Source organism: Luteipulveratus halotolerans (assembly GCF_001247745.1).
Classification (GTDB): domain Bacteria; phylum Actinomycetota; class Actinomycetes; order Actinomycetales; family Dermatophilaceae; genus Luteipulveratus; species Luteipulveratus halotolerans.
In genome coordinates, this window is sequence record NZ_LAIR01000002.1 from 1239049 (window position 1) to 1262911 (window position 23863).

At 71.0% G+C, this 23863-nt stretch carries 22 protein-coding genes and 1 riboswitch; of the genes, 15 read left to right on the forward strand and 7 right to left on the reverse strand.

What is annotated here, in order from left to right; translation table 11 throughout:
* Positions 1-2: 2 nt before the first annotated feature.
* The 3 genes from VV01_RS06435 to VV01_RS06445 all read left to right on the forward strand — a co-directional run bounded on the left by VV01_RS06435 (position 3) and on the right by VV01_RS06445 (position 1956).
* Positions 3-431: an HIT family protein gene (locus VV01_RS06435; RefSeq protein ID WP_050669168.1), complete on the forward strand. Its 429-nt coding sequence runs from the start codon at positions 3-5 to the stop codon at positions 429-431.
* A 100-nt stretch (positions 432-531) separates the two neighbouring features.
* On the forward strand, positions 532-1479 hold the full coding sequence (locus VV01_RS06440; protein WP_050669169.1) for a PAC2 family protein: 948 nt from the start codon (positions 532-534) through the stop codon (positions 1477-1479).
* 36 nt (positions 1480-1515) lie between these two features.
* Positions 1516-1956, forward strand: coding sequence for an NUDIX hydrolase (locus VV01_RS06445; protein WP_050669170.1), 441 nt, complete (start codon positions 1516-1518; stop codon positions 1954-1956).
* A gap of 6 nt (positions 1957-1962) precedes the next feature.
* Here VV01_RS06445 and VV01_RS06450 read toward each other — a convergent pair whose 3' ends face one another.
* From VV01_RS06450 to VV01_RS06465, 4 genes are read right to left on the reverse strand one after another with little or no spacing between them, the layout of a single operon-like run.
* On the reverse strand, positions 1963-3648 hold the full coding sequence (locus VV01_RS06450) for a DNA polymerase (protein ID WP_231635171.1): 1686 nt from the start codon (positions 3646-3648) through the stop codon (positions 1963-1965).
* A gap of 38 nt (positions 3649-3686) precedes the next feature.
* The gene (locus tag VV01_RS23800; RefSeq protein WP_050669171.1) at positions 3687-4748 is read right to left on the reverse strand and encodes a hypothetical protein; all 1062 of its coding nucleotides are present in this window, start codon (positions 4746-4748) and stop codon (positions 3687-3689) included.
* A 35-nt stretch (positions 4749-4783) separates the two neighbouring features.
* Complete coding sequence (locus tag VV01_RS06460) at positions 4784-5221, reverse strand: SufE family protein (protein WP_050669172.1); 438 nt, start codon at positions 5219-5221, stop codon at positions 4784-4786.
* Complete coding sequence (locus tag VV01_RS06465) at positions 5218-6108, reverse strand: sulfurtransferase (RefSeq protein ID WP_050669173.1); 891 nt, start codon at positions 6106-6108, stop codon at positions 5218-5220. Before VV01_RS06465 ends, VV01_RS06460 begins: the two co-directional genes overlap by 4 nt.
* 95 nt (positions 6109-6203) lie before the next feature.
* Here VV01_RS06465 and VV01_RS06470 point away from each other — a divergent pair, with 95 nt between their 5' ends.
* From VV01_RS06470 to VV01_RS06495, 6 genes are all read left to right on the forward strand, one after another.
* A complete protein-coding gene (locus tag VV01_RS06470; protein ID WP_050669174.1) occupies positions 6204-6884 on the forward strand; it encodes an EcsC family protein in 681 nt (226 codons plus the stop codon).
* A gap of 80 nt (positions 6885-6964) precedes the next feature.
* A complete protein-coding gene (locus tag VV01_RS06475; protein WP_082220849.1) occupies positions 6965-7339 on the forward strand; it encodes a YkvA family protein in 375 nt (124 codons plus the stop codon).
* Between the two features lie 87 nt (positions 7340-7426).
* Positions 7427-8467: a DUF4192 domain-containing protein gene (locus VV01_RS06480; protein WP_050669176.1), complete on the forward strand. Its 1041-nt coding sequence runs from the start codon at positions 7427-7429 to the stop codon at positions 8465-8467.
* Between the two features lie 39 nt (positions 8468-8506).
* Positions 8507-8620, forward strand: a riboswitch (SAM riboswitch).
* 36 nt (positions 8621-8656) lie between these two features.
* A complete protein-coding gene (metX, locus tag VV01_RS06485) occupies positions 8657-9793 on the forward strand; it encodes a homoserine O-acetyltransferase MetX (protein ID WP_231635172.1) in 1137 nt (378 codons plus the stop codon).
* Positions 9794-9875: 82 nt separating this feature from the next.
* On the forward strand, positions 9876-10247 hold the full coding sequence (locus VV01_RS06490; protein WP_050669178.1) for a universal stress protein: 372 nt from the start codon (positions 9876-9878) through the stop codon (positions 10245-10247).
* A 291-nt stretch (positions 10248-10538) separates the two neighbouring features.
* Complete coding sequence (locus tag VV01_RS06495) at positions 10539-11987, forward strand: RNA polymerase sigma factor (RefSeq protein WP_082221183.1); 1449 nt, start codon at positions 10539-10541, stop codon at positions 11985-11987.
* A 63-nt stretch (positions 11988-12050) separates the two neighbouring features.
* Here the strand turns inward: VV01_RS06495 and VV01_RS06500 are convergent, their stop codons facing one another.
* The 3 genes from VV01_RS06500 to VV01_RS06510 are packed head-to-tail and all read right to left on the reverse strand — an operon-like array spanning position 12051 to position 16633.
* Positions 12051-14375: a transglutaminase family protein gene (locus VV01_RS06500; protein WP_050669180.1), complete on the reverse strand. Its 2325-nt coding sequence runs from the start codon at positions 14373-14375 to the stop codon at positions 12051-12053.
* Positions 14372-15634, reverse strand: coding sequence for a DUF58 domain-containing protein (locus tag VV01_RS06505; protein WP_050669181.1), 1263 nt, complete (start codon positions 15632-15634; stop codon positions 14372-14374). Before VV01_RS06505 ends, VV01_RS06500 begins: the two co-directional genes overlap by 4 nt.
* A 3-nt stretch (positions 15635-15637) precedes the next feature.
* Positions 15638-16633 (reverse strand): AAA family ATPase, encoded by a 996-nt coding sequence (locus VV01_RS06510; RefSeq protein WP_050669182.1) that lies wholly within the window; start codon positions 16631-16633, stop codon positions 15638-15640.
* A 438-nt stretch (positions 16634-17071) separates the two neighbouring features.
* Between VV01_RS06510 and mraZ the strand changes: the two genes are divergently transcribed.
* The 6 genes from mraZ to mraY all read left to right on the forward strand — a co-directional run bounded on the left by mraZ (position 17072) and on the right by mraY (position 23832).
* Positions 17072-17503 (forward strand): division/cell wall cluster transcriptional repressor MraZ, encoded by a 432-nt coding sequence (gene mraZ / locus VV01_RS06515; RefSeq protein ID WP_050669183.1) that lies wholly within the window; start codon positions 17072-17074, stop codon positions 17501-17503.
* A 163-nt stretch (positions 17504-17666) separates the two neighbouring features.
* Positions 17667-18647, forward strand: a complete 981-nt coding sequence (rsmH, locus tag VV01_RS06520) for a 16S rRNA (cytosine(1402)-N(4))-methyltransferase RsmH (RefSeq protein ID WP_082220851.1) — start codon at positions 17667-17669, stop codon at positions 18645-18647.
* Positions 18644-19357, forward strand: a complete 714-nt coding sequence (locus VV01_RS06525; RefSeq protein ID WP_050669185.1) for a hypothetical protein — start codon at positions 18644-18646, stop codon at positions 19355-19357. Before rsmH ends, VV01_RS06525 begins: the two co-directional genes overlap by 4 nt.
* A gap of 259 nt (positions 19358-19616) precedes the next feature.
* Complete coding sequence (locus tag VV01_RS06535) at positions 19617-21356, forward strand: peptidoglycan D,D-transpeptidase FtsI family protein (protein ID WP_050669187.1); 1740 nt, start codon at positions 19617-19619, stop codon at positions 21354-21356.
* Positions 21353-22759: a UDP-N-acetylmuramoyl-tripeptide--D-alanyl-D-alanine ligase gene (locus VV01_RS06540; protein ID WP_050669188.1), complete on the forward strand. Its 1407-nt coding sequence runs from the start codon at positions 21353-21355 to the stop codon at positions 22757-22759. Before VV01_RS06535 ends, VV01_RS06540 begins: the two co-directional genes overlap by 4 nt.
* Complete coding sequence (gene mraY / locus VV01_RS06545) at positions 22756-23832, forward strand: phospho-N-acetylmuramoyl-pentapeptide-transferase (protein ID WP_050669189.1); 1077 nt, start codon at positions 22756-22758, stop codon at positions 23830-23832. Before VV01_RS06540 ends, mraY begins: the two co-directional genes overlap by 4 nt.
* Positions 23833-23863 lie beyond the last annotated feature (31 nt).

Consider the following 23863-nt stretch of genomic DNA (forward strand, 5'->3'; position numbering starts at 1 on the left):
GCATGGCGACCCTGTTCAGCAAGATCATCGACGGCGAGATCCCCGGGCACTTCGTCTGGAAGGACGACGTGTGTGTCGCCTTCCTGGTGATCGACCCGTTCACCGACGGCCACACCATCGTGGTGCCGCGCGCCGAGGTCGACCAGTGGACCGACGCCGAGGACGACGTCCTGGCCCACCTCACTCGCGTGGCCAAGCAGATCGGCCTGGCCCAGAAGAGCGCCTTCAGCGCCGAGCGCGCCGGCCTGATGGTGATGGGGTACGAGGTGCCGCACCTGCACGTGCACGTCTGGCCCACCACCAGCATCGCCGACTTCGACCTGTTCAAGATCGTGACCCACGGTGAGGACCAGCAGGTGCTGGCCGCCAACGCCGACCGGCTGCGTACGGCGCTGCGTGACCTCGGTCACGACGACGTCGTCGCGGGCTGAGCCGCGCCGCGGCTGGTCCGGACGTCGGGAATCGCTCCGCAGCCTCGGGCGTTGGTGAGGGGGAGACCGAAGTCCGTCAGACCAGGCACAGGAGAGACCAGTGCAAGACCCGTCGCAGCTCTTTCAGCTGGAGACCGACACGCCGCAGGAGGACCTGCGAGCCTCCACGATGATCGTGTCGTTCGGTGGGCTCATCGATGCCGGTCAGGCTCAGAAGCTCCTCACCGACCACATCCTCGAGACCCTCGACAGCCAGGTCGTCGCCTCGTTCGACATCGACCAGCTGCTCGACTACCGCGGCCGTCGGCCCGTCATGACGTTCGACCGCGACCACATCGCCGCGTACGACGACCCGACGCTGCTGCTGCACCGCGTGGTCGACGAGGAGGGCACGCCGTTCTACGTGCTCTACGGCCCCGAGCCCGACTACCAGTGGGAGCGGGTCATCGAGGCCGTCCGCCAGCTGATCCGGATGCTCGGCGTGCGCCTGGTCATCAGCGCGCACGGCATCCCGATGGGTGTCCCGCACACCCGCCCGGTCGGCATGACCCGTTATGCCACTGACCGCAGCCTGATCCCCGAGAACGACCCGGTGTTCGGCGCCGTGCAGATCCCGGCAAGCCTGGAGCAGCTGCTGCACCTGCGCCTCGGCGAGTCCGGCACCGACGCGGTCGGCTTCGCGCTGCACGTGCCGCACTACCTCGCGCAGGTCGAGTTCGGTGACGCCGCGGTGGCAGCGCTGGAGGCGATCCACGCCCAGACCGGTCTGGCCATCCCGGTCGCTGACCTGGCGGCTGCCGCCGGCCTCAACCGGGCCGACATCCAGCGCCAGATCGCCGACAACGACGAGGTCACCCAGGTGGTCTCGGGTCTGGAGCAGCAGTACGACGCCTTCCACGAGGGCCGCCAGCGCAAGAGCCTGCTCGCGACCGAGATGGCCGAGCTGCCGTCCGCCGACGAGATCGGCGAGCAGCTCGAGGCGTTCCTGCGCGAGGAGACCGCCGACGACGAGACCGACGAGGACGCCGGCCCCGACTTCCTTCGGTAGCAGGCCTGTTCGCGGCCAGGGGCTAACCTCCCCGTCGTGGACTATCGCGACTACGACACCCGGCTCGCGGCGTACGCGCTGATCATCGATGAGCGCGACCGCGTGCTGCTCTCCCTGTGGAACGGCGGACAGACCCCGCAGTGGACGATGCCCGGCGGGGGAGTCGAGTTCCAGGAGACGGTCGAGGAGGCAGCCGTGCGCGAGCTGCGCGAGGAGAGCGGCTACGACGTCGAGCTCGGGCCGCTGCTCGGTGTCGACACCGTGGTGATCGGGGCCGACGAGCGGCTCCGAGGGGAGAACCGGCCGCTCAAGGGCATCCGTGTCGTGTTCGCCGCGACGGTCGTCGGTGGCGAGCTCACGGCGGAGGTCGGCGGGAGCACCGACGAGGCCCGCTGGATCCCGCTCGACGAGGTCGGCTCGCTGCCCAGGGTCGGGCTGGTCGACGCGAGCCTGCAGATGCTGCGGAAGCAGCCCTGAGGGCGCTCAGTCCTTCGCCTCCGACCAGCGCTGAACCACGCTGACGTCCGCGACGAACCGCACGGGCGCACCGCCCGACCAGTGGTGGGTCGCTGACGCGAGGGTCCGGTGCACGGCCGCGACGGCCTCGTCGGCGTACTGCTCGGGCACGTGGAGCACGAGCTCGTCGTGCAGGCACAGCACGATCTCGCCGCCCAGTCCGCTGATCGCGGCGCGGACCGTGAGCGCCCAGGCCTTGAAGAGCTCGGCCGCGGCGCCCTGGATCACCGCATTGCGGGTGAAGCGCCCGACCGCCCTCCGACGTCCGGCGTCGCCGCCTTCGCTCACCGGGATCAGCCGTCCGCCCCACGTCATCACCGCCTCGCCGCGCTCGCCCTGGTCCGCTGCGCGCTGGAGGAACGCCATGGCGGTGGGGTACGCCGCGTGCAGACCCTTCAACGCCTCGCCGGCCGCTCCGGAGGTCTGGCCGTACATCGCTGCCAGCACCGCGATCTTGGCCACGGGGCGTTCGATGCGCAGCCGAGCGGCGACGTCGGCGTACAGGTCGTCGGCGACCGTCGCCGCAGCGAAGGCCCGGTCGCCCGAAACCGTTGCCAGCACTCGGGGTTCGACCTGCCCGAGGTCAGCACGGACCAGGACGTGGCCGTCGTGGGCGGCGACGCCGGGCCGCAGGGGAGCGGGGAGGCTGTGCAGGCCAGCGCCCGCGGTCATCCGACCTGCGCCGCCGTCGCAGACGGTCCACTCGCCGCGCAGCCGGTCGTCGGGGCCGACGAACCGGTCCAGCCAGGACCAGCCGTAGGTCGTCGCGATGCGTTCAGACTTGCGCCAGGTGAGCAGCGCCTCGACCACCGGGTGCATGGCGCGGTAGGGCTCCAGCCGCCAGGACCGCGTGTCATCCACGCGGACACCGATGGCGTGCAGCAGCTGGAGCACCTGGGCCGGGTTGCGCAGATCGGTGCGCTCTCGACCGGGGACGTGACGCAGCACGTGCTCGTCGCGCTCGCGCCGCAGCGCTGCTGCGTGGGCCTCGGACTCGGGACGAGGCCCGGCCGCCAGCGTGATCAGCTGCTCCATCGTCGCGCGGTCCAGCGGCAGACCGTGCTGCTCGAGCTCGGCGCACAGCACGGCGGCTCCGGACTCGCTGTGGGCCGTCGAGACCGCCCTCGCCGAACGTGCACGGATCAGGTCCTGCTGACGGCGGGCGACGACCAGTGCCAGCTCGGCCCACTGCTCGCAGTCCTGCAGGCCGGACGGCCATGAGGGCTCGAGGCAGCGGGCGCTGAGGAAGCCGTCGTCGCGGACGACCGGCTCGTCAGGGCGAGTCAGGTCGAACAGGTCGCCGGTCGGTCCGGAGGGGCGCGCCTGCGGATCGAGCGCGTGCGCAGCCGCCCACACCTCGTCGGGCTCGGCCGACCAGCCGCCGACAACCAGCCGGTGGACCTCCTGCACGTCCCAGCATCGACTGAGACGGACGTCTGCGGCCACGAGCGGCGCGACCGCCCGTCGGTGCCACCACACCCACCGCACAGCAGCGGCGACCTCGATCCGCGCCACCTCGGCGACGAGTGTCTCCAGCGGGCCGGAGACCACCGTGGTCGTGTCCTCGCCGTCGGCCCTGACCACGGCGCCGGCGCTGCCGTCGGCGGTGATGGCGATGGCGTACAGCGGGGGTGCAGACGACGAACCCCGCACCGATGCACGGTGCGGGGTGACGTCGGCGGGAGGTCGGGTCAGCTGTTGCCCTTGCCCTGGTCGCCCGGCTGCCACGACGAGGAGCCGCCGGACTGTCCGCCCTGCTGCTGGTCGTCCTGGACCGGGGTGGCCGTGGTCGGCTGCTCGTGGACGTTGTCACCCTCGACCGGGCGCACGGCCTGGGTCGGTGCGTCGTGGTCCTGGCTCGCGGGCTGGGCTTGCTGGTCGCCGTAGCCCTGCTGGCCGTAGCCCTGCTGGTTGTAGCCGCCCTGCTGGCCGTAGGACTGGTCGCCGTAGCCCTGCTGGTATCCCTGGCCGTAGCTCTGGTCGCCGTAACCCTGGCCGTAGCCCTGCTGGTTGTAGCCGCCCTGCTGGCCGTAGGACTGGTCGCCGTAGCCCTGCTGGTTGTAGCCGCCCTGCTGGCCGTAGGACTGGTCGCCGTAACCCTGGCCGTAGCCCTGCTGGTTGTAGTAGCCGCCCTGCTGGCCGTAGGACTGGTCGCCGTAACCCTGCTGCTGGCCGTAACCCTGCTGGTTGTACGCGCCCGCCTGCTGGCCGTACGCCTGCTGGCCGTAGCCCTGACCCTGCTGGTCGTAGCCGCCCGCGGTCGCAGGCTTCTTCTTCATCAGCGAGATCGCGAGCAGCGCCAGGCCGGCGAGCAGGAGGATCGGGCCGAGGACCAGACCGAGCATGCGCAGCGCGCCGTTGCCGGCCTTGCCCTCCTTGGGGCCGACGAAGGTGGAGATGCCGTCCTTGCCCTCGCACGAGACCGGGTAGGCGCCGGCCTTCATGTCGTCGGTGCTGCGGGCGATCTCCCAGTACTTGGTGCCGTCCGCCTCGACCGAGAAGTCCTCGGCCGGTCGGAGCAGCGTCTTCTGCTCACCGTTGACGGTCGCCGTGCAGGTGACCGCGGACCGGGCCGCCTGGTCGTTGCTGAACACCGAGAAGCCGGAGTCCTTGGCATCGACCTGCTGGCCGTTGGTGAAGCCGTGCAGCTTGACCGAGCCGCCGGAGAGCAGCCCGACGATCAGGAGGATGAGACCGAGCAGGATCAGGCCGCCGGCTGCCCCGAGCTTGGCCTTACTGGGAGTACTGGACATGGGCGAAACCTAACGCATCGTGGTGGGCCGGAAAGTCACCCGGACACCTTGTCACGAATCTGCCGCTTGATTCGCGAGAGCATCGCGACCATGCCGCGCATTCTCAGGGGTGAGACGGCCTCGGCCAGCCCGAACCTGAAGACCACGTCGTCCGGCACCGCCAGCACCTGCGATGCGGGCAGCCCGTCCAGTCCGGTGTGCAGGATCCCGGCGAACCCGCGTGTCGTCGGCGCCTCGCGCGGAGCCTTGAAGAACAGGGAGACGGGAGCGTCCGGCGTACTGCCATCGACCTCGACCGTGAGGAACAGGGGCGACTGGCACTCGTGCACCTGCTCGAGGTCGGCGTCGGCGTACCTCTCGGGCAGCTCGGGGAGCTCCTCACTCAGCTCGAGCAGCAGCTGCAGGCGGTCCTTGGGCCCGACGGCCTCGAAGTCCTCGATGAGCTCGGCCAGGGGAGCGGGCAGGTCGGTCACGACGCCGGCGCTCCCTGCTCGACGGGGACACGCACGGAGTTGCCCCACTCGGTCCACGAGCCGTCGTAGTTGCGGACGTGCTCGAACCCGAGCAGGTGGGTGAGCACGAACCACGTGTGCGAGGAGCGCTCACCGATGCGGCAGTAGGCGACGACCTCGTCGGAAGCGGCCAGGCCCTGCTCCTGCTCGTAGATCGCGGCCAGCTCGGCGCGCGCCTTGAACCGGCCGTCCTCCTGCGCCGCCCGCGCCCACGGCACGGACCTCGCGCCCGGGATGTGCCCGCCGCGGACCGAGCCCTCCTGCGGGTAGTCGGGCATGTGCAGCAGCTCGCCGGAGTACTCGCCGGGGGAGCGGACGTCGACCAGCGGCTTGCCGAGGTGCTCCAGGACGTCGTCGCGGAACGCACGGATCGGTGCGTCGTCGCGCTCGACCACCGGGTAGTCGACCGGCGACACCGTCGGGACGTCGCGGGTGAGCTCGCGTCCCTCGGCCTGCCAGGCGGCCCGGCCGCCGTCGAGCAGCCGGACGTCCTCATGACCGAACAGCGTCATGACCCACAGGGCGTACGCGGCCCACCAGTTGCTCTTGTCGCCGTAGATCACGACGGTCGTGTCACGGGCGATGCCGCGCTCGGACATCACCTGAGCGAACCGCGCGCCGTCGACGTAGTCGCGGGTCACCGGGTCGTTGAGGTCGGTGTGCCAGTCGAGCTTGAGAGCGCCCGGGATGTGGCCGGTGTCGTAGAGCAGGACGTCCTCGTCCGACTCGAGCACGACGAGATCGGGCGCGGGAGAGGCGAGACGGTCGGCGAGCCACTGAGTGCTCACGAGGCGCTCGGGGTGGGCGTACTCGGCAAAGGCAGGGTTCTCGTCGCGAGGAGCGGGCATGGCGTCACCGTACGCCGCGGGCGCGCGCGATCTCCTCGCGAGGCTCGCCACGTGGACGCTGGGTCGAGGCGTGCAGGACTGGCAGGATGACGCCCATGTTCGGACTAGGGAAGAAGAAGCCCGCCCAGCCCGTGCCGCCTCGACTGGACGACGGTCCCCTCGACAAGGCGGCCTCCAACCTCTCGCTGCGTCTCCTCGACATCGGGTTCGAGGGCAAGGCCGGGTTCGACTCGGCGCGCAAGGTGGCCCAGGACGCCCTGGCCAAGCACGGCGGCAACGCCGACAAGGCCGTCGAGGAGATCATCAGCGACCACCGCCGGCTCGTGGCAGCAGGCGGCTTTCTCACGGGACTGGGTGGGTTCGTGACCCTGCCCGTCGCGATGCCCGCCAACGTCCTCGGGTTCTATCTCCTGGCGACCCGGATGACGGCCGCGATCGCAGCGGTCCGCGGTCACGACATCGACCAGCCCGAGCTGCGGTCCGCCGTGCTGCTCACGCTGGTGGGCGGTGACACCAACGACCTGCTCAAGAAGGCCGGCGTGGTGAGCACCGGCCGCCTCGCCAACCTCGCCGCCCAGCGGTTGCCGGCGCCCGCCCTGATGGTCATCAACAAGGCTGTGGGGTTCCGCCTCATCGGGCAGATGGGAAGCAAGCTCTTCGCCAAGCTCGGCAAGGGCATCCCGGTCGTCGGCGGTGTGATCGGGGCCGGCCTCGACCTCTACCTCGCCAACAAGATCGCGGGCGGCGCCAAGAAGGAGTTCCCGCCGGTCGCGTGAGCGCTCGGCGGAATGTCCGCAGCAGCCGCGTCGTTGACCACGTGTTACGGGCTCGGGGGAGTCCGCACGAAGGAGCTCAGATGCCGACACCACGTCCACGTTCGATGCAGTGGGGCGCGATGCGCCAGCTCAACGCCGCCGTCCGTGCGGCCAGCGCACCGGGTGCGCCGAGCGTCCCGACCCGCCTCGCTGCGGTGCCGCGGATGGTGCGAGCGGCTGTGTCCGGTGAGTACGACGGGTGCACGCCCCTGCACCTCGCTGCGCTCGTCGGCGCGGCTGCGTACATCGTCTCGCCGGTCGACCTGCTGCCGGAGGCGGTGCTGTCGGTCGTCGGACTCGCGGATGACGCGGTGGTGCTCGCCTGGTTCGCGAGCGCGCTCGTGCGCGACACCGATGACTTCCTGGCCTGGGAGAAGTCGCGCGAGCGGACCGTGCGCAGCGAGCGGGTGCGCTGACCACAGGTCCCTGCGCTGCGGACGCCTGTCCACAGGAGGGCCCGTCCCGATGGCACGTGACGGCTGCAGCCCACGAGGCTGCGGTCCATGACAGCCAAGCTGCGCGGCCTCGGAGAGCTGGTCGCCTACGTTCCTTACCTCCTCGGATTCGTCCCTGCGCGGTCGGTGGTGGTGGTCGCGACCACTGCCACCGGCGTCGGTCCGACCTCCCGCGTCGACGTGCCCGCGTCCGCTGCGGACCTCGCCGCGGTGGCCATGACGGTGGCCGACCAGATGGAGCGCGTCCCTCTCGAACGGGTCGACGTCATCGGGTTCGACGACCACGAGCACGTGAGCGAGCTGGTCGCCCTCATCGCGGACGAGATGGGCGTCCCCGCGCACGAGGTGCTGGTCGCCGACGGCCGGTGGCGCCTCCAGCGTTGCGGGTGCGGTCGCTGCGATCTCGGCCCCAGCCGGCCCGTTCCCACCGCTGACCGCGTCCCCGCCGTCGCCGACCAGGTCCTGCGCGAGATCGAGGTGTACGCCGACCGCGCCGCGCTGGCGGCCAGCGTGTGCCCTGGGCACCCGCTGGTCACCGCTGCCGTGCGGGCGGCGGAGCCGGGTGAGGTGAGCAGCGCACGGCTCGCCGCAGCGTGGGCGGCCGTCGTCGACGCGGGTGACACGGCGCCGCCGGTTGCGGCGCTCCCGGTGGAGGTCTTGAGCATCGCGACGCGCTCGCTGCTGGACCTGCCGCTGCGCGATGACCTCATGGGCTGGCTCACCCCTGACGCGCTCGACCTGCCTGCCGCCGACCCGTGGCTGCGCACGGCGCTGACCCGGGCGATCGGTACGCCGTCCTGGCGACGACCCGATCAACGCGGCGGCGTCGAGCACGACGTCCAGGTCGTCCGGGTCACGCGTCGGCTGCAAGAGCTCGTCACGATCACTCCGGAGGACTGGGTCACCGGCACCGGCACCCTGCTGGGCTACTGGTGCTGGGTCCACGGCAACGGAGCGTTGGCCGGGGTCGCGCTCGAGCGCGCTGCCGAGGCCGGACCGGCCCGGATGGCCGAGCTGGTGCTCCACGCGATGAGCCTCGGTGTCCGTCCGCAGGACCTGCGGTCCAGCCCCCGAGAGATCGCCTTGTGAGAGTTGGGACTGTGTCGCGCCGCTGCTAACGTCAGGTCTCGTCAAGAGTCTCAGCGACAAGCCCCGGCTGGCTGAGCGGCAACCCTCCACCGCGGTGGGGTGCCCCGGGTGAGGACAGGGTCGGGCCTGCAGGTGGTCCGACAAGCGCGGGGCCAGCGCCGATGTGGCCCCTGACCAGGGAGCGACACCGTGACAGTGCTGAGCCGACGACCGACCGGTGTGCGCCCTGACGTGCTCGAGCCGCTGCCTCCCGGCAGCAACCCGGACGCGTTCGGGGTCCGGATCGGGCCGCAGGCACTGGAGAGCGGCGAGACGCTTCCGGAGGCCACGATCGCCGTCCAGACCTGGGGACGGCTCGCGCCGGACCGCGCCAATGCCGTCCTGGTCGAGCACGCCCTCACCGGCGACACGCATGTCATCGGAGCGGCAGGCCCGGGTCAGCCCACAGCAGGGTGGTGGCCGGGGGTCGTCGGGCCGGGGTGCGCCATCGACACCGACCGCTACTTCGTGGTGGCCACCAATGCTCTCGGTGGCTGCCGTGGCAGCACCGGCCCGTCGAGCCCGGCGCCGGACGGGCGGCCCTGGGGCTCGCGATTCCCGCAGATCAGCGTGCGCGACCAGGTCGCGGCCGAGGCTCAGGTCGCCGATCTGCTCGGGATCAACCGGTGGCGTCTGGTCGTCGGTGGGTCGATGGGTGGCATGCGCGCAGCCGAGTGGGCTGCGTCCTACCCCGACCGTGTCCAGGACACCGCGGTCATCGCAAGCGCCGGAGTCGCTGCGGCCGACCAGATCGCATGGGGACAGGCGCAGATCCTGGCCATCACCGGCGACCCCGACTACTACGGCGGCGACTACTACGACCGAGGTGTCGTGCCCTCGCACGGACTCGGCCTCGCGCGACGCATCGCCCACACCACCTACCGCAGCGCCGACGAGCTCGACCGCCGATTCGGCGTCGTCGAGCAGGCCGGTGAGCAGCCCCTGCGGGGCGGTCGGTTCTCGGTCGAGGGCTACCTCGACCACCACGCCGCCAAGCTCGTCGGCCGTTTCGACGCCGGCACCTATGTCGCGCTGACCCGCGCGATGGCCACGCACGACATCGGTCGCGGCCGCGGCGGGATGGCCGCGGCACTGTCGTCGTACGACGGCGGCCTGCACGTCATCGCGGTCGACTCCGACCGCCTGTTCCCCGTGTCCTTGTCAGAGGAGCTGGTGGCGGCACACGGCACCGGTGACGTTCATGTCGTGCGGTCGCCGCACGGCCACGACGGTTTCCTGATCGAGACCGATCAGATCGCGCGTGCTCTGAGCACCGCTCTGGGCTGAGGTCTCCCAGGAGCGGGCGCCGGTCCGGTAGCGTCGAGGCACGGCGACCGGCGGCGGTCGCGTCCGGACGAGGAGGTCCTCCGTGACAGTGGTGGTCGGATACGTCGCGACGAAGGAGGGGCACGCTGCCCTGGACCGTGCGGTCCAGGAGGCGAGCACTCGCTCGACCAGGCTGCTCGTGCTCGACTCACGGGCCAAGAAGTCCGACGAGCCCTACCTCGCGCAGGCCCTCGAGCGGGCGCGAGCCGAGGGCGTCGAGGCCGAGCTGCGGGCGCTCACCCACAACGCCGACCCGGCTGAGGACATCATCGCCGCTGCCGAGGAGGTCGACGCCGAGCTGATCGTCATCGGTCTGCGCCGGCGGACCCCGGTCGGCAAGCTGATCCTGGGGTCCAACGCGCAACGCATTCTGCTCGACGCGGCGTGCCCCGTGCTGGCTGTCAAGGCGCCCTGAACTGCGGGAATGCCCTACGTGTGAGTGCCGTTGGTCCAAAGAGGCGGCGGTTCGGTTTTATAATGGTCGTGGAGCGCTCGCCGGAGACCGCACTCCGGACGATGAGCACCCGCTCCACAACCCGCCACCCAGGTCGCCGTCGCATGTCGACGGCCCTTGTCGTGCTGCCCTCGGCACGACACCGCACGTACCCCGGAAGGTAGCCCGTTGACACCAGTGTCGAAGACCCCCGCTGAGACCCCGGCCCCCGCCCTGCCGGGCGAGTTCGCCCACCCTGCCCTGCAGGAGCTGATGCGTGCGGGTCAGACCCACGGTTCTGTCGACAGCCTGGCGCTCAAGCACGCCCTCGAGACCGCCGAGATCGAGCCCAAGCGGATGAAGACCGTGCTGCGCGCGCTCGAGCAGCACGGCGTCAGCGTGACGCTCGACCCCGACACCGCACAGCGGGCCGTCGCGGCGACCGCGACGCGCAAGAAGGCGACTCGGACCACCAAGAAGGCGGCGGCCAAGAAGCCTGCAGCGACGAGCACCGACGACGACAAGCCGGCCAAGAAGGCCGCGCCCGCCAAGAAGACCGCGGCCAAGGCGTCGACCACCAAGGCCGCCGCCAAGAAGGCCGCCGCGCCGGCAGCAGCGCCGACCGCTGCCGCTGCCAAGAAGGCCGCCGCCAAGAAGGCCGCCGCGGCCGACCTGATGCCCACTGCCGGCGATGAGCCGGAGGAGACCGAGGCACCTGCCAAGGAGGAGGAGCCCGAGACCGAGACCGGCGGCTTCGTCCTGCGTCAGGACGACGACGCCGACGCGCCCGCCCAGCAGGTCGTCACGGCCGGTGCGACGGCGGACCCGGTCAAGGACTACCTCAAGCAGATCGGCAAGGTCGCGCTCCTCAACGCCGAGCAGGAGGTCGAGCTCGCCAAGCGCATCGAGGCCGGCCTGTTCGCCGAGGAGAAGCTCAACTCCGGCGACAAGATCGAGATGAAGCTCAAGCGCGAGCTGTGGTGGATCGCCCAGGACGGCAAGCGGGCCAAGAACCATCTGCTCGAGGCCAACCTGCGTCTGGTGGTCTCGCTGGCCAAGCGCTACACCGGCCGCGGCATGCTCTTCCTGGACCTCATCCAGGAGGGCAACCTGGGTCTGATCCGTGCGGTCGAGAAGTTCGACTACACCAAGGGCTACAAGTTCTCGACCTACGCGACCTGGTGGATCCGTCAGGCGATCACCCGCGCGATGGCCGACCAGGCACGCACCATCCGCATCCCGGTGCACATGGTCGAGGTCATCAACAAGCTCGCCCGCGTGCAGCGCCAGATGCTGCAGGACCTGGGACGCGAGCCCACGCCCGAGGAGCTCGCCAAGGAGCTCGACATGACCCCGGAGAAGGTCGTCGAGGTCCAGAAGTACGGTCGCGAGCCGATCTCGCTGCACACGCCCCTGGGCGAGGACGGCGACTCCGAGTTCGGTGACCTCATCGAGGACTCCGAGGCCGTCGTACCCGCGGACGCCGTGAGCTTCACGCTCCTGCAGGAGCAGCTGCACTCGGTCCTGGACACGCTGTCCGAGCGCGAGGCCGGTGTGGTGTCCATGCGCTTCGGTCTGACCGACGGTCAGCCCAAGACCCTCGACGAGATCGGCAAGGTCTACGGCGTGACGCGCGAGCGGATCCGCCAGATCGAGTCCAAGACGATGAGCAAGCTGCGTCACCCGTCGCGTAGCCAGGTCCTGCGCGACTACCTCGACTGACGAGTCACACACAGCAGCGCCCGGTTCCCGCAGGGGAGCCGGGCGCTGCTGCGTACGGGTCGGTCAGTCGCCGCGTCGGCGGTCCCACCAGGCGCCGGGCGCACCGACTGCGCGGCGGACGAGGTCGGCGACGACCCGGCGGCCGGTCCGCGGGGTGAGCGCTGCCGAGGTACGGGTCGGCCACGACGCGTTGCTGCGTACCTCGCGCAGGATGCGGTCGGCGTCGCCGTGCAGCGTGCGCGTCTCGTCCGACGGCGGCGCGTAGCGGGCGGCCTCGAGCGTGCGTACGGCCCGGTGCAGTGCGGCGCGACCCTCGCCTCCCAGCGTGGCCTGGTGACGGTAGTGCTGCTCGATCTGCCGCGGTGTGCGGCCGTGCGGAGCCTGGACGCCGAGGTCGTCCAGGCGGGACTGCAGCGCCTGCCACTCGCCCTCGACCTGCTCGCGCGGGTCGGAGGCGGTGCGCAACGGCTGGTCGCGCCGCCACCGGGCCGCCAGCGGGAGCACGACAGCACCCATCGCGCCGGCGACCAGGACCAGCAGGGTCCACCAGAGTCGACTGTCCTGCAGGACTGACTTCTCGGGGGCCGCCGGCGGGGCGGCCTGCGTCGTCGTGGGTGCGACTGCGGAGGTGGTCGGTGCTGTCGAGGTCGCGGTGTCCGTCGGTTCGTCCTCCTCGCGACCGGCGCCGGTCGAGCCGGCATCGGTCGACGGTGTGGCGTACGCCGGGACGGTGCCGGACCGCACGCCGGGCGTGGGTTCGAAGCGGGTCCAGCCGAGGCCGGGGAAGTAGAGCTCGGGCCAGGCGTGGGCGTCGGACTGGCGCACCTCGTAGGTGGCGCCCTCGGCCACGCCGGAGAGGAAGCCGACGGCCAGCCGAGCGGGGATGCCCTGCGACCGGGCCATCATCACCATGGCGGTCGCGAACTGGGTGCAGTAGCCCTGACGGGTCTGCAGGAAGTTGCTGATCGGGTCCAGGCGCTGGCCGTCAACCGTCTGGGTCGGCTTGAGCGTCAAGGAGTAGGTGAAGCGCGAGGGGTCGCGCAGCCAGTCCTGGATCTTGACCGCCTTGGTGAAGTCGCTGTCACCAGGGCGGACGACGTCGGCCGTGGTGGTGCGGACGCGCTCGGACGAGGACGGGTCGACCGCGAGCGTGGCGGGTGCGACGCCGGCGTCCCCGGCGCGCGGGCTCGTCGGGCGGGCGTTGGCGCGCAGGGTGGTGTAGGTGATGGTGTAGCGATCCGGGCGCTCGGACACCCGTGGCATCGCGGCCCCGGGCTCGTACGTCCACGCGGTCCCGCCGAAGTCCGCGGACGTGACCGGCCACGGGACCGCGACGTACGGCGAGTCGACACCGTTGGCCGTGACCTGGCTGCGGTAGAGCGTCTGCGGCTGAGCGCCGAGACCCTCAGGGGCGGGGAGCCGCTCCTGGTTGGCACCGGGGCGCTCGCGCGGGGGATCGTCGTGGACCCAGTCGCCGCCGGAGTACAGCGACATCGACAACGCCCTCAGCGGCGGGGGCTCGGGGTCGTTGGTGGTGTAGCTGAGGACGGGGTCCTGGTTGCGGCTGCGCAGGTTCTGGGTGAGGTCCAGGCGGTCGGAGAAGCCCACCGACCCCACGCCGCTGCCGTTGCCCGACGTGGATCGCGCAAGCCCGTCGGAGATGTAGCGCGGCGGCAGGTGCGGGATGAACGCAGGCAGGACCACGGCCAGGGCCACCGTGGCGATGCCGATGCCGCGTGCGACTGAGGAGTAGCCGGCGAGGCCGAGTCGGTCCTCGATGCGCTCGGGCTGGCGGGCGTACGCCTCGGCGGAGGACCACCGCCGCATGAGCTGCAGGCCGCCGCGGGCGAGCATCAGCAGCCAGGCGGCGGCGAGCGCGACGAAGTAGACCGGGTTGAGCGCCGATCCTGTGTTGGACGTCGAGAGGAGGAACAGCGCCAGCAGCGGGAGCCCGGCGACGGCCGGCATGCGGAGCGAGACCGCGAGCACGTCGACGAGGACGCCGATGAGCGGGACGATCAGCGTCAGTGCGAAGACGACACCGGGCGTCGCGGGCGCGGGTGCGGCGTACTGCGACAGCGTGTCAGCAGCGCCCGCGAACAGGTCGCCGATCGCGCCGGGGAGGTCGGCCCAGCGTCCCGGGGCGAGGTGGTCTCCGAGGTGAAGCGCCAGCGTCCCGAGCAGGACGGCGGCCACCTGGACGCACGCGACGAGCGTGCGACCCAGGCCGAGAGCGCGGCCGCCCATGCCGAGGGCCATCTGGACGAGGACGAGCACGGGGACGGGCCGGACCCACTGCCCGCCGATCAGCAGGGTGGTGATGGGCCAGGACGCGATGAGGACCGCCAGCGCGGCGAAAGCGCTCTCGGTGCCCCGTGCACGGCTCATCGCGCACCCACCGCGAACGTGCCCGACCGGGTCAGGCTCTCCCAGGCGTGGCGTGCGGTGATCCCCGAGGTGACGGGTACGACGCGCCAGCCGGCGGACCCGAGCAGCTCGCAGTGGGCGACTGCCACGGGCCCCGTCGTACGCCGTCCCTCACCGATCGCCGACGCGTCCAGGACCATGGCCAACGACGAGGTGCCGGGCTGACGCAGGCCGGCGAGGTCGCTCACGCTGCGGTCGTCGAGGTTGCTGACCGCTGCAACCAGGCTCCCGCCGCGCTCGGTCACGCCGTGCGCGGCCTGGACGAGCTGGTCGTGCTCACGGTCGGTGCCGAGATCGGCGACGGCGAGGATGTCGACCACCTCGGCGGCCGAGCGTGGTTGGTCGACAGTGCCGTCCAGGAGGGTCTCGCGCGCCGCGAGGTGCAGGGTGTAGCCGTTCTGGTCGAGCTGGACCGCGATGGAGGCGATCGCGCTGACGGCCCACTCGAACGAGCTGTGCGAGCCGCTGCCCGAGTGCCCTTCGCGCCGGGAGTCCAGCAGGAGCACTGCCGAACGACGTGCGGGCCGGTCCTCCTGGCGCACCATCATCTCGCCGCGGTGAGCGGTGGCCGGCCAGTGGACCTTCCGCAGGTCGTCGCCGTCGTGGTAGGCGCGGATGCTGACGTCCTCCTCACCGTGCAGCGCGACCATCTGCGGCGTCTCGCCCTCGTTGCCGAGGCCCGACCCGGGTGGGCGGCCGCCACCGAGCTCCTCGATGCGGGGGAGGACCACGACCTCGCCGACGGACTGCACGATCAGGTCGACGTGGGTGAGCCCGAACGGGTCCTGCTGCTGCAGTGCGATCGGGCCGAGCTCGTGGCGGCCGCGGGCGTGGCAGCGCACGCGGTAGGTCAGGCGGCGTCGCGCACCGGACTCCAGGCGGGGGAGCAGGAACCGGGGCCGGTCGCCGAGGACGTAGGCGATCCGCTCCTCGGCGAGGTAGAGCGGCGTGGACTTCTCACCGAGGTTGGCGAAGTCGACGGTCACCTCGGCACGCTCGTCGGGCTGCAGCCGTGACGGCGAGACCGTGCGTTCGATGCCGAGGCGTGGTGGCCGCCGCCTCGCGAGCAGCCGGGCGATCAGCGGCAGCGCGGCCAGCAGCACCCCGATCCGGGTGATGTCGGGGAAGCCGAGCAGGACTCCGCCGAGCACGAGGGTGATGCCACAGGTGAGCAGTGCGCGCCCGCGCCCGGTCAGGGTGCGGGGTCGGTCCTCGCTCATCGCTCAGCGTGTGCCGGTCGGCACCGGCACGCGGCGTACGAGGTCGTGTAGCACGTCGGCCGTCGTCCGGTGAGCCATCTGCGTCTCGGCGCTCGGGAGCACACGGTGGGCGAGGACGGGGGTGACCAGGGCGGCGACGTCCTCGGGGATGACGTGGTCGCGGCCCTCGAGTGCTGCGTGGGCCCGCGATGCCCGCAGCAGCTGCAGGCCGGCACGCGGCGACGCGCCGAGCCGCAGCGCTGAGGAGGAGCGGGTCGCCGACACGAGGTCGACGATGTACTGGCGCAGCCCTGGGCTGGTGTGCAGCGTCGTCACGTGGTCGGCGAGGCGTTGCACGGTGCTCGCGTCGGTGACGGGTCGAAGGGTCTCCAGCGGTGAGCGGCCACCGTGGGTGTCGAGCATGTCGAGCTCGGCGCCCGCGGTGGGGTAGCCCATCGAGATGCGCGCCATGAACCGGTCGCGCTGGGCCTCGGGCAGCGGGAACGTGCCCTCCATCTCGATGGGGTTCTGGGTCGCCATGACCATGAACGGCCGGCGTAGGTCGTACGTCGTGCCGTCGACGGTGACCTGCCCCTCCTCCATGCACTCCAGGAGCGCCGACTGAGTCTTGGGCGAGGCGCGGTTGATCTCGTCGCCGACGACGATGTTGGCGAAGATCGCGCCGGGCCGGAACTCGAAGCCGCGGGAGTCCTGGTTGAACACACTCACGCCGGTGATGTCGCTGGGCAGCAGGTCGGGCGTGAACTGGATGCGGCGCATCGGGCAGTCGATCGAGCGTGCGAGCGCCTTGGCGAGCATCGTCTTGCCGACGCCGGGGACGTCCTCGATGAGCAGGTGGCCCTCGGCGAGCAGCACCGTCACCGCAGTGCGTACGACGTCGCCCTTGCCCTCGATGACGGAGGACACCGCCCGATGGATGTCGCCGGCGACAGTGCGCAGCTCCTCCAGGCTCGTCCCCCCGCGTCGTGCCGATGTCTCGGTCTCAAGCCCTGAGTGCATGACGTCGATCCTGCCTGATGCTCGGGGAGTACGGAGTCCGATCGGGCTCCCGCGCCGTGATCGTTACCTGGATGGCCGAACCATTCTCTCCCGGCGGCACGCCCGCGTCACCTCCCGGGGCGCGAGGCCGGTGTCCGCAGGTGGCGCCGGCCTCCTCCACTTCGCACCACCCGGCGCACCACCTGCGCCCCGTTCCGGCGTTCATGGCCTGGGAGGGCGGCGCTGAGCGACCCCGGACAGCGCTTCTGACGGAATTTCACCCACTCACGCACCACCGTCCACCCCCATGCCTCTGACCTGCGGCGATGCATCTCGATCGACTCGGAAACCTCGCCGGAACGGGCGTGTGGGGTGTGGTAAGTGGTGCAAAGTGGAGTACGGTGGAGCGCACTGGAAGGAAGTGGTCTCGACTCATCCGGTCAGGGAGGTGGGCATCCGATGTTTCTCGGTACGCACACGCCCCGGCTGGACGACAAGGGCCGCCTCTTCCTCCCGGCGAAGTTCCGCAAGGAGCTCGCCGGTGGTCTCGTCGTCACGCGCGGACAGGAGCGCTGTCTCTATGTGTTCGCGATGCCGGAGTTCGAGCGCATCACCACGACGATGAACTCCACGCCCGTGACCAGCCGAGCCGTGCGCGACTTCCAGCGCGTGTTCCTGTCCGCCGCCTCCGACGAGATCCCCGACAAGCAGGGCCGGGTCACGATCCCGGCCGTGCTGCGTGAGTACGCCGGCCTGTCCCGTGACTGCACGGTCATCGGTGCGGGCGCTCGCGTCGAGGTCTGGGACACCGCCGCCTGGAACGAGTACCTGTCCGCCACCGAGGAGTCCTTCTCCGAGCAGTCCGAAGAGGTGATCCCCGGACTCCTCTAGACCCAAGCTCGGCCCCACGGGCCGGCTGCGAGGTCTCCACCCGCTCACGTCACACGCTGCGACGTCACTTCCCCGGCGCCGCAGCACCCACGACGAGGACGCGGTGGGGGACCTGGCAGCCGGCCCACCCCGAACCACCTGACCCATGAGAAAGGAGCCCACGATGTCCACCACCGGATCCGCCGCCGACCGGCACGTACCCGTCCTGCGCGACCGCATCGTCGAGCTCCTGGCGCCGGCGCTCGACCACGAGGGTGCGGTCGCCGTCGACGGCACGCTCGGCATGGGCGGTCACACCGAGGCGCTCCTGCAGGCGTGCCCGCAGGCCACCGTGATCGGCGTCGACCGCGATACCGACGCCCTGCGGCTGGCCGGCGAGCGACTCGCCTCGTACGGCGACCGGTTCGTCCCGGCGCGGGCGGTGTACGACGAGCTGCCCGAGGTGCTCGCCGACCGGGGCATCGCGCAGGTCGACGCCGTGCTGTTCGACCTGGGGGTCTCCTCCCTCCAGCTGGACGAGGCCGAGCGCGGGTTCGCCTACCGGCACGACGCGCCGCTGGACATGCGCATGGACCAGACCGACGGCCCGACGGCTGCGGACGTCCTCAACACCTACGACGCGGCCGAGCTCGAGCGGATCCTGCGCGACTACGGCGAGGAGCGCTTCGCCCGTCGGATCGCCGCGGCCGTCGTGCGGGAGCGCGAGAAGGCACCGTTCGACCGCTCGGAGCGCCTGGTCGAGCTGCTGCGTGCCGCGATCCCGGCTGCGTCGCAGCGCACCGGGGGACACCCGGGCAAGCGGACCTTCCAGGCTCTGCGCATCGAGGTCAACCGCGAGCTGGACGCGTGGCGTACGGCGTTGCCGGCCGCGATCGACGCTCTCGCCGTCGGTGGTCGGATCGCCGTCCTGTCCTACCACTCTCTCGAGGACCGCATCACCAAGCGAGCCCTCACGGCCGGCGCACGCAGCACCGCTCCGCCCGGGCTCCCGGTCGAGCTGCCCGAGCACCAGCCCTACCTGGGACTGCTCACCCGCGGCGGCGAGGAGCCGTCCGAGCAGGAGACCCAGACCAACCCGCGCGCTGCATCAGCCCGCCTGCGCGCCGCCGAACGAACCCGACCGACGAAGGGAACCAGGTCATGAGCCAGCTCACCGCTCCGGTGACCACGCAGCGGGCCGCGCGTCTACCGATCCACCGCCCGGGCCGCGCCGCCGGCGTGTCACGTCCCGCCCGCCTGCGCGTCATCACCGGCGAGGAGGTGCGCCGCAGCAACACCGGGTTCGGCGTGCTGTGCGCACTGCTGATGACGGTCGGCCTGCTCGCCGTGCTGCTGCTGAACACCGCTCGTGCCGAGCAGTCGTTCGCGCTCGGCAGCCTGCAGCAGACCTCCGACCGTCTCTCGGACAACGAGGAGCAGCTGCGCACCGACCTCGCCAACGTCCAGGCGCCGCAACAGCTGGCGTTGAAGGCACAGGAGATGGGCATGGTTCCCGCCGGCGAGGTCGCCTACGTCCGGACCTCCGACCACAAGGTGCTCGGCGTGGCGAAGAACGCGACCGGAGCCAGCACCTTTACGGTGGGCACACTGCCGAACACCCCGGCCAGCACGGTGGCCGGCCAGGCCGCATCAGCAGCCGACCGGAGCATCGTGGTGGCCAAGCCGACACCGCCCACGCCGGCGACGCCGAACGCCACGGCGAAGCCGACACCCCAGACCGCCCAGAAGAAGTCCGGTGGCCCGAAGGCGCAGCCCACGCCCACGAAGGTCACCCCGAAGCAGAAGTCGCCGAAGCCGACGACCGGAGCCAAGAAGCCGCAGAGTCAGTCAGCGCGACCGACCAGCACGAGGTGAGCACGTGAGCCAGTCCCGCCGACCGGGTGGACCTACCCAGGCTCGACCCGTCCGGCGGGACCGGCCCACACCTCGCGGACGGTCCGCACCTGCGGCCCCTCGTCGTCAGCCGACCACGAAGGCCGCAGCCGCCGAGCGCCCACAGCGACCCCGGCCCGCTCGTAAGGCACCGCCCCGGCAGCCGCCGCGTCCGCCGCGTCGACCGGTCGGCCTCGGTGTCGGCCACCCGCGTCGCCGGGCACGCGTCCTCATCGTCGCGATGCTCTTCGTGTTCAGCATGTTCGCCGTCCAGCTCGTCCGCATCCAGGGCGTGGACTCCGCGAGCGTCTCGCAGCAGGCGCTCGGCAGCCGCACCAAGCGCGTGGCGATCCCGGCACAGCGCGGCACGATCACCGACCGCGACGGGGTGGTCCTCGCTGACAGCGTCGACCGCCGCAACGTCGCGGGCGATGCTGTGGCGATCGCGCAGTACTTCACTCGCGAGAACGGCAAGAAGGTCGAGCTCGGCCTGCAGGGTGCGGCGGCCAAGATCGCCCCGCTGCTCGGGCTGAAGTCCAGCGATCTGCTGGCGACCCTGCAGAAGGCGCACAAGAAGGGCTCTCGCTTCACCTACCTCGCCAAGGACGTGTCGCCCACGCAGTGGCGCGCGGTCCAGGAGCTCGATGTCCCCGGGGTCTCGAGCGAGCGGGTCGTACGACGGGAGTACCCTCAGGGCACCAGCCTCGGACCGCTCGTCGGCTGGGTCGGCACCAACGGCAAGCCCGGCGGCGGCGTCGAGGCGTTGCAGGAGAAGAACCTCGTCGGCACGCCCGGGACGCACATCTACGAGCGTGACCCGAGCGGCCAGATCATCGCCACGGGCGACAACTCCGACACGCCTGCCAAGCCCGGCAAGGACGTCCGCCTGACCATCGACAACGACCTGCAGTGGTACGCCCAGAACGCCTTGGCGCAGCGGGTCAAGGAGACCAAGGGTCTGTCCGGAGACGTCGTGGTCATGGAGGCCAAGACGGGCAACGTCCTCGCTGCGGCGTCCTACCCGAGCTTCGACCCCAACGACATGGGCAGCGCCCCGAGCTATCTGCGTCTGCGGCCGTTCGACGAGGTCTACGAGCCGGGTTCGACGAGCAAGGTCATCACGATGGCCGCCCTCATCGACCAAGGCTACGCCACACCCACCACGCCGGTCACGGTGCCGCCGACGCTGAGGCGCGCCGGTCGCCCGTTCCACGACTCCGAGAACCACGGCACCGAGCGCATGACGCTGGCCGGAGTGCTCGCGCACTCCTCCAACATGGGCACCATCCTCGCGGGCGAGAAGATGCCCGCCGCCCAGCTGCACGCGTACATGACCAAGTTCGGGCTCGGCTCCCGCACGGGTGTCGGCTTTCCGGGGGAGTCGCGCGGCATCCTCGCCAAGCCGCAGGACTGGAAGGGCGACCAGCGCTACACCGTCATGTTCGGCCAGGGCCTGGCCGGTACAGCCATCCAGCAGGCGGCGGTCTTCCAGACGATCGCCAACGGTGGCGTACGCATGCCGGTGCGGATGGTCGACAAGGTCGGTGACGGCCACGGCGGGTTCACCGAGCCCGAGGACGACCGCAAGCCGCAGCGGGTCGTGTCCACGTCGACCGCCAACCAGCTCACCCGGATGATGCAGTCGGTCGTCAGCGAGGAGGGCACGGCCCACCAGGCGCAGGTGCCGGGCTACACCGTGGCGGGCAAGACCAGCACGGCCGAGCGGTACGACTCGACGCTGAAGAAGTACAGCGGCACGACCGCGTCGTTCATCGGGTTCGCACCCGCTGAGAAGCCGGAGCTCGTCGTGGCGGTCACCATCCAGCGTCCACTCGCCGGCACCTACGGTGGTCCGGTGTCCGGTCCGGTGTTCAGCAAGATCATGTCCTTCGGGCTGCAGCAGCGTAAGGTCCCGCCGTCGGGCAACACCCCCCAGCCGTACCCGTTGAACCAGACCCCACCCGCGACGGAGCAGAAGTGATCCCGCTGAGACTGAGTGAGATCGTCGCCATCACCGGCGGAGAGCAGCACGGACACGACGTCCTGGTCGAGGGGGCAGTGGTCACCGACTCGCGCGAGTGCGGGCCAGGGTCGCTGTACGTCGCCCGGGTGGGCGAGCACGCCGACGGGCACGACTTCGTCCCCGGCGCACGGGCTGCAGGTGCGGTCGCCGTCCTCGGGACCCGTGTCGTCGACGACGGCCCGACTGTCGTGGTCGCCGATGTGCAGGAGGCGTTCGCGGCACTGGCACGCGGCGTGGTCGACCGCAGCCCCGACCTCACCGTCATCGGCATCACGGGCAGCTCCGGCAAGACCTCGACCAAGGACCTGCTCGCGGCCGTGCTGCGTCCGGTCGCCGAGACCGTCGCTCCGGTCGGCTCCTACAACTCCGAGGTCGGTGTCCCACTCACCGTCTGCCGGGTCACGCCGACCACCCGCTTCCTGGTCGCAGAGATGGGCGCCGACGGCGAGGGGCACATCGCCTACCTCACCCGCATCGCGCCGCCGCAGATCGGCGTCGTGCTCAACGTCGGCCGCGCCCACCTGGGCGAGTTCGGCTCGGTCGAGGCCATCGCCCGGACCAAGTCGGAGATGGTGCAGGCCCTCGCGCCCGACGGGCTCGCGGTCCTCAACGCCGACGACCCCACCGTGCTCGCGATGCGCGACAAGACCCTCGCCCCGGTCGTCACGGTCGGCAGGTCGGCGGACGCTGACGTCCGTGCCACGGACGTGCAGGTCGACGACCTGGGTCGAGCGAGCTTCGTGGTCGTCACCCCGGACGGTCGGGCAGAGGTCCGGCTGCGCCTGCTGGGGGAGCACCACATCGGCAACGCCCTGTCGGTGGTCGCTGCCGCGAGGCACCTCGGCGTATCCCTCGCGGACATCGGCGCAGCGCTGTCGACAGCCGAGGCGGCGAGCCGGTGGCGCATGGAGATGCACGACCTGCCCGACGGCGCGACCCTGGTCAACGACGCCTACAACGCCAACCCCGACTCGATGGCGGCCGCGCTGCGCGCCCTCGCGCGGATGGGCGCGGGGGGCCGTCGTACGGTCGCCGTCCTCGGCACGATGCGTGAGCTCGGCGACGACGCCGAGGCCGAGCACCAGGCCGTCGGAGCCCTGGCCGTCGAGTGCGGCATCGACCGGCTCGTCGTGGTCGGCCCCGACGCCCAGGGCATCGTCACCGGGGCCCGAGCAGCCGGCGCCACCGACGCGGCGACCGTCTCGGTGCCCGACGTCGACGCCGCCTATGACCTGCTTCGCAGCGACAGACGCAGCGGAGACGTGATCCTGCTGAAGTCCAGCAGGGACTCGGGCCTAAGGTTCCTGGGGGATCGCGTAGTCGCGGACGTCGAGTCGACACACACGGAGGGCGCACGGTGAGGGCTGTCCTGATCGCTGCCATCATCTCATTGGCAGCATCACTGCTGGGCACCCCAGCATTCATCCGCTTCCTCATCCGGAAGCGGTACGGCCAGTTCGTCCGTGACGACGGCCCGACGAGCCACCACACCAAGCGCGGCACGCCCACCATGGGCGGTGCCGTCATCATCGGCGCCTCCGTGCTCGCGTACGCCGGTGCGCACCTGCTCACGTGGACCCCGTTCACCGCCAGCGGTCTGCTCGTGATGTTCCTGATGACCGCGCTCGGCGGTGTGGGCTTCGCCGACGACTACATCAAGATCTCCAAGCAGCGCTCCCTCGGCCTGCGCTCGCACGAGAAGCTCATCGGGCAGACCGTGGTCGCGGTGATCTTCGCGGTGCTCGCGCTGCAGTTCGAGCGCAAGGGCGTCGCGCCGGCGAGCACGCACATCTCGTTCGTGCGCGACACCTGGTTCAACCTGGCGTTCGGCGGCACGGTGGTCGGCCTGATCCTGTTCGTGATCTGGGCCAACCTGATGATCGCCGGCACCAGCAACGGCGTGAATCTCACCGACGGCCTCGACGGACTCGCCACCGGTGCGAGCGTGATGGTGTTCGGCGCCTACGTGCTGATCTCGATCTGGCAGTACAACCAGAGCTGCACCCGCGCACCGAGCCGCGGCTGCTACGAGGTGCGCGACCCGTACGACCTCGCGCTCGTGGCCGCGTGCGTCACCGGTGCCTGCTTCGGCTTCCTGTGGTGGAACGCCAGCCCCGCCAAGATCTTCATGGGCGACACCGGTTCGCTCGCCCTCGGCGGTGCGCTCGCCGGCCTCGCGATCACGACCCGCACCGAGCTGCTCGTGGTCATCCTCGGCGGTCTGTTCGTCCTCGAGACGCTCTCGGTGATCATCCAGGTCGGCTCGTTCAAGACACGCGGCAAACGCGTGTTCCGGATCGCGCCCATCCACCACCACTTCGAGATGCTCGGCTGGAACGAGATCACGGTCGTCATCCGGTTCTGGATCATCTGCGGACTGTGCGTCGCGCTCGGCCTCGGCCTGTTCTACGCCGAGTGGGTCGTCGGAGCATGAGCTGCGTCCTCGTTCCGACGCGTGCGGGGGT

What these genes read in the sequence shown, in the direction of transcription:
- VV01_RS06470 (WP_050669174.1), top strand. Translation starts at nt 6,204, where the DNA reads ATGTTCGGACTAGGGAAGAAGAAGCCCGCCCAGCCCGTGCCGCCTCGA.
- VV01_RS06535 (WP_050669187.1), top strand. Translation starts at nt 19,617, where the DNA reads ATGCTCTTCGTGTTCAGCATGTTCGCCGTCCAGCTCGTCCGCATCCAG.
- VV01_RS06510 (WP_050669182.1), bottom strand. Translation starts at nt 16,633, where the DNA reads ATGCACTCAGGGCTTGAGACCGAGACATCGGCACGACGCGGGGGGACG.
- VV01_RS06525 (WP_050669185.1), top strand. Translation starts at nt 18,644, where the DNA reads ATGAGCCAGCTCACCGCTCCGGTGACCACGCAGCGGGCCGCGCGTCTA.
- VV01_RS23800 (WP_050669171.1), bottom strand. Translation starts at nt 4,748, where the DNA reads ATGTCCAGTACTCCCAGTAAGGCCAAGCTCGGGGCAGCCGGCGGCCTG.
- rsmH (WP_082220851.1), top strand. Translation starts at nt 17,667, where the DNA reads ATGTCCACCACCGGATCCGCCGCCGACCGGCACGTACCCGTCCTGCGC.
- VV01_RS06480 (WP_050669176.1), top strand. Translation starts at nt 7,427, where the DNA reads ATGACAGCCAAGCTGCGCGGCCTCGGAGAGCTGGTCGCCTACGTTCCT.
- VV01_RS06465 (WP_050669173.1), bottom strand. Translation starts at nt 6,108, where the DNA reads ATGCCCGCTCCTCGCGACGAGAACCCTGCCTTTGCCGAGTACGCCCAC.
- VV01_RS06475 (WP_082220849.1), top strand. Translation starts at nt 6,965, where the DNA reads ATGCCGACACCACGTCCACGTTCGATGCAGTGGGGCGCGATGCGCCAG.
- VV01_RS06500 (WP_050669180.1), bottom strand. Translation starts at nt 14,375, where the DNA reads ATGAGCCGTGCACGGGGCACCGAGAGCGCTTTCGCCGCGCTGGCGGTC.
- VV01_RS06495 (WP_082221183.1), top strand. Translation starts at nt 10,539, where the DNA reads ATGCGTGCGGGTCAGACCCACGGTTCTGTCGACAGCCTGGCGCTCAAG.
- mraZ (WP_050669183.1), top strand. Translation starts at nt 17,072, where the DNA reads ATGTTTCTCGGTACGCACACGCCCCGGCTGGACGACAAGGGCCGCCTC.
- VV01_RS06505 (WP_050669181.1), bottom strand. Translation starts at nt 15,634, where the DNA reads ATGAGCGAGGACCGACCCCGCACCCTGACCGGGCGCGGGCGCGCACTG.
- VV01_RS06435 (WP_050669168.1), top strand. Translation starts at nt 3, where the DNA reads ATGGCGACCCTGTTCAGCAAGATCATCGACGGCGAGATCCCCGGGCAC.